Source organism: uncultured Microscilla sp. (assembly GCF_947493425.1).
Classification (GTDB): domain Bacteria; phylum Bacteroidota; class Bacteroidia; order Cytophagales; family Microscillaceae; genus Microscilla.
Map to the genome: position 1 here is coordinate 1 of NZ_CANLRP010000258.1, position 8,228 is coordinate 8,228.

An 8,228-nucleotide genomic window follows, 5' to 3' on the forward strand; every position below is an offset into this window, starting at 1 on the left:
TGTGATGGGAGACTATCACGCACGGTTCTGTGAGAGGTTCGGGGTGAAAATCCCCTTACCTACTCGACTTTACAGGGTTTAATAAGGTAAACATTTACTCGAATCCACTATGGACTATGGACTAAATGCTGTGGACTATTGACCTACTTCACGCCATAGAATAAAAGTTTATCAAGTTCCTGAACGGTCATTTTTTGGTCTTTAAAGATTTTTGGGTAATAAAAGTTTTTCAACTTTGTGTGAAACTCTTGCGCTTTTTGCAAGTAACGCTGTTGGGCTTGGTAATCGGTTTGGGCAATTTCGTTGAGTTTTTCCTGCACCAATGCTGCGGGTGTTATCCACAGCCACCGTTTGCTCAAAGCCTGACGTTTTTGCATTTGTTCTTTAAATTTTTGCTGAATTTTGTGGGCTTTTTCATCCATCAGCAGATAACCCGCATAAAACCATTTATTAAAACTCAGGGTATCGCCATCGTTGTACTGAGGGTACTTAGCGTAAAAATCGTTGAATACCCAGCTTTTGGGGTTACCCCATTGATTGGTAGATTGGGTGCGAATCATATTGGTCATTTCATTTTTGGCAGGCGGCAGCGCCTGAATATTGATGATGATGTTTAGCAATGCAGGCAACACCAAAGTAAGTACCAGGTACGTTCCCAAACCAATAATGGCATTAAACGCCGAACTTTTGCGTAAAAAAACCACCCCATACATCAGAGCAAACCAAAATACTATATAAACACTTACTACCCCCAGCCATTGGGCCACTTGAGCACTTACTGCTATGCCATTGAGGAGCACTCCTAACAATGTGAGTAACAGTCCTAACCCCAGCACCAGCAATAACCTAAAGGAAAGCTTGGCCCCCATTACCTGGGAAACTTGCAAAGGTTGAGAAGCCAGCAAAGGAAGAGTGCCCTGCTCTTTTTCGGCGGAGTAAATGTCATAAGTAAGCAAAATAATTACCAACGGAAACAGGTACACCAATACAAAAGCCAGGTCAAAATTACCTGTAAAAAGCTTCAATGGATTTTTGATTTCACTGGTGTTGATTTGCTTGTAAAAAGCTGTAGCGTCTAAACGAAGATAATAAGGTTGCAAATCGCGCTGACCCAAAGATAGATTAGCCATTGGCGCTGGCGGATTGATGGCATACGTTTTTACAAAGCGATTGAGTTGGGCTGGATTGGTGGCCCGTTGAAACGCTGCTTTGTTGGCCTGAATACTGGTATCGGCTTTCATCCGTTGTCGTATAGTATCAAGCCTTATCTGTTCTTGTTTTTTGAGATAGGCAATGCGCTGTTTTTGTTGCTTTATTTCAGACTGACCGTAATAAATACTGTAGGCCCCACTCATAATCAACAGCAAAAATATAAGCACCATTACCCGATTGGCGATCAGGTTCTTCCACTCAAATTTATAAATCAATAATAGTTTTTTCATGGCTATATTTAAGATTATACAATGGGTAAAAAAGAACTGCGATATACAATGAACAGACAACAGCCAACCAGCCAAAACAGCAAAGCCCCGACTCCCCACAGGTTTTGGCCCAGCACCTGGCTAAGTGAGGCCATTTGGTATTGAAAAGGAGGCAGTTTTTCCCAAAAACTACGCCCTACATTGTAATCTCTGTAAGCAATGCCTGGTTTGTGATTTACCATCATGTCTTTATTGGCCATTTTCACCATTTTGCGGCGGTAGTTTTCGGCTTCGGTGGCAAATTGTACGTGGTGGTGATAATCGGTACCTGCCAACCCCATAGAAATATGACGAATGGCCAACAAAGGATTGATCAACCCGGCTATTTCTGACACCCGGTTTTGCGCCTTAAACACCCCCTGTACTTTCTTAAACTCCCGGTCGTACACCTTATCGGTATACTCTTCTCCGGTTTGCATTGCCAGCCCACTAAAGTTAATCGGCAGTTGAGACAAAGAATCTACCCCATATTTTTTCAGTGTTTTTTTCTTCAATGCCTCAAAACGTTGGTCAGAAGGATTGTGCCCGTCTATGCCCTGAGTTACTTTTTTCTTAATGATATTGTCAAACTCGTATTTGGCAGGAGATGCATACAAATTATCGGCTACATTGGCGGTAGCTTTGGGCATGAGAATACAGAAAAAAATCCATACTCCCAGCAATTGTACCAACGCCGTTCGGGAGGTTTTACTAAAGGCCGATACCAACACCGCCAGCATAATAAAAATCGTAAAATAGAGCCAGTAAGCCCCAAAAAGTGTAAGGAACTTTCCAAGCAGGTGGGTTTGCAAAGATGCCCCCGATTGGCGAAACAACAAGGTGCTGGCTATCAAAAAGGCGGGCAAAAACAACAACAGGATAATTAGGCTATAGCTCCCTATTTTATAAAGCAATATTTGACGGGTAGAAATTCCCTGGCTTACCATCATTTTCAAAGTACCACCTTCCCGCTCTTTGGTGATAGAGGCAAAAACCAGAAAAATAATCAGCAGCGGCAACAGCATTTGCAGCACAAAAGCAATGGTCATTTCTCCAAAACGAATCAAACTGCTGGAATCCTGGGCTTGACTATACAACACATCGTTTTGTTTGTGGGCTTCCAGGTATACCGCCATGCCAGTGTAGGCATCCAGGCCAAAGTCCATAAAACTCAAGGTTGGCTTGGGCTTAAAGGCGATATGTCCATAATGAGCTGCCGAATGAGGGTGTTTGTCTTTTTGAGTAACCCACTCCTTTCGCACTTGTTTTTGGGCTTGTTTACGCATTTGTTGCAATTGGCGAAAGCCCTGATACCCCACCACAGTGGCGGTAATCAACAAGATAAAAACCAAGCCACCCATGACCTGAAAGCGGGCATCACGCAGTACTTCTTTGAGTTCTTTGACAAAAAAATATCTAAACATCGTTGTTTCAACTTTTAAAGGTGTAGGAACATGTTCAAAATAAGTGTCGAGGTTGAGGGCATAAACTCAAGGCTGACTGAGGCACTTTTTACAGGCATAGCCATAGCTATGGCGAAAAAAAGTAACGAAAGTCAGGAAAGAGGGTATATTCTAAACCGGACAATTATTGCGATCACGTTCCTTAATTCATATGCTGCAAATACAGCTTTTCCAAATCAGAGTGGTTGATTTCCTGAGTAGTGAGGTGTTCTACCAATTGCCCTTCTTTCATGATGCCCACGTGGGTACCTGTTTCTTTGGCTCTAAACAAATCGTGGGTAGCCATCAGGGTAGCCACTTTTTGCTCTTTGAGTTTTTGCAATAATTTGGCAAACTCATTACTGGCTTTGGGGTCCAGTCCAGAGGTAGGTTCATCTAACAGCAACACCTCGGCATTTTTGGCCAGGGCAATAGCAATGCCTACTTTTTGGCGCATGCCTTTGGAGTATTTTTGCACCCGTTGTTTGTGGGCTGCCTCTTGCAGGCCTGCCTCTTGTAAAAAAACAATCAATTGGGCCTTGCTAAATTTTTTACCAGCCAAACCCGAAAAATAAGCGAGGTTTTCTAAGCCACTCAGGTTGGCATACAACATCAGGTTTTCGGGAATGTAGGCCAGGTGTTTTTTGGTTTCTAATGGTTGCTCGGCTACGTTGATACCTTTGATGGAGACTTGCCCCTCGGTAGGAGTAATAAAATTCAAGAACAAATTAATAGTCGTGGTTTTTCCGGCTCCGTTGGCTCCCAGCAAACAGAAAATTTCTCCCGGATTGATGGCCAGGTTCAATTGATGAACCGCTACTTTGTCGCCATACTTTTTACTGAGGTTTTTTGCTTCTAACATAGAAATATGGTTTTTTTAAAAAAGCCTGCTTCATAACGCTCCAATGCGCTCAAAACAGGCCATGCTTATTATTAAAGCAGAATGAATTTTTAATACTTGCTTTGCATCCCTCAGAGTATAAATCAAGAGATCAAGATCACTGTTGTTGAGCTCCAGCTGCGCTTTGCCTGTATCGAAATTACTGCGCCTGGTGCATACATTCGAATACACTCTCCAATCCCACACCCCCGCAGAAATAGTAACTTTTGAATGGCAAAGCCGACAACACCCAAAGAGAAAGCCCTTTTTCATGAAAATTCAGGTGTATGGAAAACAACAACCTATGTTTGTGTTATTGAGCAAATATAAAAGATTAAGTTAATTAATGCAACATTGTTGCAAAAGTTGATGGGTTGCAAAAAAATCATCATAAACAATAAAAACCTGTGTTGATTTGTGCTAAACACAGGCTTTATTTATTTACTTACTAATCTTTCGCAGGTCAAAAACTTGTTTAATAAAATGACCAGTTAGAGTAGCATCTACAGTAGACTCGCATTTCAAATGCGCGCCAGTGGGGGTATTTTGTCATTTTGAACGCAGTAAAAAATCTGATTCATTGTTTGAATTGAATGCCAGGCGAACGCTTCAAACAACTTGGTAGGTTTGGTGATTTTCAAAAATGATGGGGCAGTTATCTGCTCATCCCTTTCGTTTCTGTGAAACGAGCCAAGTTAAAAACTTGCCCTTATTTTTTGGTGCTAAGTCGGGAGACTTAAACCAGCGGGGGCAGTTACCTGCTCACCCACTTTCGTTTCTGTGAAACGAGCCAAGTTAAAAACTTGCCCTTATTTGTTGGTGCTAAGTCTGGAGACTTAAACCAGCGGGGCTTTAGCAGTTATATCAAACTTGGTTTAATAATTCAAGAATCGGGTTTTTGTAAGCCGTTCCTTTTGCTCCAGGTCAAAAGGAACCAAAACCCCGCAGCTGTATTTTGTGGTTGCTAAAATTTGTTCCATTACGCCGAAACAGCTCAAACATTCCCTCGTTCCTCGGTCAGTGATCTGTTTTTACGGCTTCATTACTCAAATTTCTTAACGCCCACAAAATAAGGCTGAGTCCAGCTAACGCACTCATAAAACAACGCTGTATTTTTTCTGAATTAACCAAAAATATCCACTGCGAAAGGTCAGTTACTAATGAAACTGTAAAATGAATGAGTGTTGTCTCAAACAGCTCGATATGTCAAAAACTATCCCTATACGCAACACTGGTGCAAAAGTACTCAAGTTACTATAAAGCATAAAACTTAAACAAGTTCATAATAAAACCAATCAACACTATGATCAATGAAAACAGAAACAACCCAGCTATATTATAAATAAACCTTGATGTTATCTTTGACTCATCGAATGTAAATTGAGGCCATTTATTGACCATTTCTTTAGTAAATTCTTTTTCGGCATAGACCATTGGAATAAAAAAGTCTTTCCATTTTTTAGTAAATCTACTGACACTCTGCCGATAAGCCCTGTAATGATCGGTAGAGGTTTTTGCCAGTTCATTCAGTACGTCTTGCATCATAACAGATGGCGATAAAAAACGAAGTCTTCTTTCCAACTGCTGTTGTTGCACCAGTTTTTGATCAAATTTTTTAAGCAAAGGCATCATTTGTTTTTCTACCACCTCTTTAGAAGCAAAATATCGTTGCCACCACCTGTAAGCAGTACCTTCTTTAGCTTCTCTGCTCACTACAATCTCGGGGTGATTTCTTAAAAACTCATCTAGTATTTTATCTTGTGCTTTGTCTGCGGCTGCTTGTGCTTTTCTTACTTCATTGATCAAAATGGTTCTGGAGGGCATAGGGTAAATACTGGCAGACAATTGATTGATGAGGGAGGGAACCATCAATACCAACAAAATCCACAGGCCAAGCAACGTAACCGCGTTTTTTTCGCTAGAATACCCAAACAGGTTTACTATAAAGCATAGGCCAAACCAAAAGAGTGCATAAAGCATGACCGCCAGGTAAAACTTGAAGGCGGTGTAGTTAAGTGATGCGCCGTTTGTTATCAGCGAAAGGGTGAGGCCAGCCATCATAATAAGCGCCATGACCAAAAAGCGTAAGATGGTTTTTTGTAGAAGCCACTGGTGAATACGAACAGGGTTGGCTGCCACTACTTTAAAAGAGCCCGATTCTTTTTCAATACTTAATATGTTGTAGCAAAATGCAATAACAATCAGAGGCAATAAGTAAATAAGCACAAAAGACAGGTCAAAGTTTCCAAAAAGCAAACGCACCGGGCTGGATAGTTCTGTAAACGATAGACTAATAGCGTCATCGTTGATGGTAGGTTTGACATAATGGGTGAAAATATCGCTTTGCCCAATCGCGATAAAACTCAAGTTAGCCGAGGGAAAAGCAGCTATCCGAGGGTTGTAGTTTCCAGTGGCGGTTGGCTGGGTAGGGTATTGCCAACTGGGTAGGTCTAATTTGTACCCTTTTTTGAGTGAGTCTAACCGGGCAAGCAATAGCTTGTCCTGTTGTTTCATTTCATTGATGGCCAATTTGATAGATTGGTCGCGTTGTTCTGTGCTTTTTTTTCCATTCCACCCAGCGTATACAAACAGAGCCAGTATCAAGCAGCTCAATACCAACAACCACTTGTTGCGATAAAGCTGCTTTAGTTCGGTGCGCATAATTATTAAATTCATTGCCTCTATATTTTTTTTGCTGACCATAAGGAATGGTGTAAAAATAAAGTTCTATAGTAACGCCACAGTATTTGCTGGATAGGCAAGGCAAAAAAAGGCGGCGTAGCCATAGCTACGGCAAGTTTTTTTAACAAAGCATGTACAGCAAAGATGTCGTTAAAAATGTAAATTTATTTTGGTACCATTCCTAAGAAGCCTGCCATTGATAAAATAAACCAGAAGAATAATGATACAATACTCCAGGTGTTTTCGTGGATGATTTGCCCTAGCTTAGGAGGCGAATAAGAAAATCTGGGAATTTTAGCCCATAACGATTTGTCAGCTTTATATGCCCAGTTGCCATAGGCGGAGTTTTTGGCAAAGTCGCCGTTGAGATTTTTCTGTAACTGAAGTCGGTATTTTTCAGCTGCATCTAAAAAATGCCAATGAGTGCCATAATCAGTGTGTGCTAAAGACATTGAAAGGAAACGCACCGGAAGGTAAGGAGATAAGACAGAGAGCCTGTTGTAGACCTTCTTTTGTTGTTGATAAGTGCGTCTGAGCGCCTTGTAATGTTCAAAATACACCTTGGCTTCGTGTTCTTCGCCTTTTTGCATACGATATCCATCATAATTAAAAGGTAAGTCCTCTAGCTTGGAAACTTTGTAGGCCTTGAGTGTTTCTTTTTCCAGTTTTTTTGCGGCAGCACTCCAGGGGGTGTGTCCGTCCAGGCCCTGCGCTTTGTCTTTGTCAATTGCCGCGGTAAACTGTTGTTGGGTAGGGTATGGATGCAGCAAATCTGTAATAGTAGTAGAGGCTTTGGGCAAAGCAAGGCAAGTAATCATCCATATTGCCAAAAGGCTTACCAGTGAAAGGCTTGCGTGTTTAATATGAATTGAACCAATTAATACTATCGAGTTGAATATGGCATAGTAGATTAAATATGTAAAAAACATCAGGCCAAAAGTTCCCCAGTCCAATCCAGTGAGTACATTGGTTTGACTTAGAAAAATTGCCAACATCAAAAATGTAAATCCAGTAATACCCAATATAAGGGCATACATACCCAACCATTTGCCTGCCACCAGCGAGCGCATAGAAACTCCCTGGCTTTTGACCAGCCTTAGTGTTCCCTTTTCATGTTCTTTGCTTACCACATTGTGCCCAATCAGTATGATAAACAATGGGATCAAAAAGAGTAAAACAAAGTCAGGGGTAATGCTACCAAACCTGGATAAGCCGGTTTGGTCGGCAGCAGCCATAAACTGTGCTTCGTTGCGTTTATGAGCCTCTAGATATACCGAAATACCCAAATATCGGTCTACTCCCGGATCAATTAACGACAAAGGGTACTTGGGTTTAAAAGCATAGGTGCCATAATGGGCCGCACTGTGGGGGTTTTTGTTGTCTTGGCTTTCCCAAATATTACGTTCACTTATTCGAGCACCTTCATACTGTTTGTTGGCCTGTTGATAGTGCCTGTAACTCAGCAGGGTAGCTACCATCATGAGTAGTAAGACAATGCCCAGCGAAATGGTAAACTGCCCTGACCTTGTGATTTCCCTGACTTCTTTTTTGGCTATTTTCCAGATCATAGTTTTAGGTAATTTTTCATGGTTTGCAAACGAGGCCTTGCTCCAGTCTTTTTCTCAAAAATGACCAATACACAAGAGTTGTTGATCTTGAAATATTCCCCTTTTTTGACCAAGGTTTTCTTAGAAAGTGTTTTAAAATTCCTGGAGCCTTGCCAACATGAGGCTAATCATACCCAAATATATAAAAGATTCAGCA

At 41.3% G+C, this 8,228-nt stretch carries 5 protein-coding genes; all 5 read right to left on the reverse strand.

Going from position 1 to position 8,228, the window contains the following annotated elements:
* Window positions 1–143 precede the first annotated feature (143 nt).
* The 5 genes from Q0954_RS31610 to Q0954_RS31630 all read right to left on the reverse strand — a co-directional run bounded on the left by Q0954_RS31610 (window position 144) and on the right by Q0954_RS31630 (window position 8,032).
* Window positions 144–1,442, reverse strand: a complete 1,299-nt coding sequence (locus Q0954_RS31610; RefSeq protein ID WP_299465200.1) for a DUF3526 domain-containing protein — start codon at window positions 1,440–1,442, stop codon at window positions 144–146.
* A gap of 14 nt (window positions 1,443–1,456) precedes the next feature.
* Window positions 1,457–2,884, reverse strand: coding sequence for a DUF3526 domain-containing protein (locus tag Q0954_RS31615; protein WP_299465202.1), 1,428 nt, complete (start codon window positions 2,882–2,884; stop codon window positions 1,457–1,459).
* 181 nt (window positions 2,885–3,065) lie between these two features.
* Complete coding sequence (locus Q0954_RS31620) at window positions 3,066–3,764, reverse strand: ABC transporter ATP-binding protein (RefSeq protein WP_299465204.1); 699 nt, start codon at window positions 3,762–3,764, stop codon at window positions 3,066–3,068.
* A 1,272-nt stretch (window positions 3,765–5,036) separates the two neighbouring features.
* A complete protein-coding gene (locus Q0954_RS31625; protein ID WP_299465206.1) occupies window positions 5,037–6,458 on the reverse strand; it encodes a DUF3526 domain-containing protein in 1,422 nt (473 codons plus the stop codon).
* Between the two features lie 170 nt (window positions 6,459–6,628).
* Entirely contained in the window at window positions 6,629–8,032 is a 1,404-nt protein-coding gene (locus Q0954_RS31630; protein WP_299465209.1) for a DUF3526 domain-containing protein, read from the reverse strand.
* Between the last annotated feature and the right edge of the window lie 196 nt (window positions 8,033–8,228).

Coding starts and splice junctions, on each gene's coding strand:
- Q0954_RS31610 (WP_299465200.1), bottom strand. CDS start 1,442: ATGAAAAAACTATTATTGATTTATAAATTTGAGTGGAAGAACCTGATC.
- Q0954_RS31615 (WP_299465202.1), bottom strand. CDS start 2,884: ATGTTTAGATATTTTTTTGTCAAAGAACTCAAAGAAGTACTGCGTGAT.
- Q0954_RS31620 (WP_299465204.1), bottom strand. CDS start 3,764: ATGTTAGAAGCAAAAAACCTCAGTAAAAAGTATGGCGACAAAGTAGCG.
- Q0954_RS31625 (WP_299465206.1), bottom strand. CDS start 6,458: ATGAATTTAATAATTATGCGCACCGAACTAAAGCAGCTTTATCGCAAC.
- Q0954_RS31630 (WP_299465209.1), bottom strand. CDS start 8,032: ATGATCTGGAAAATAGCCAAAAAAGAAGTCAGGGAAATCACAAGGTCA.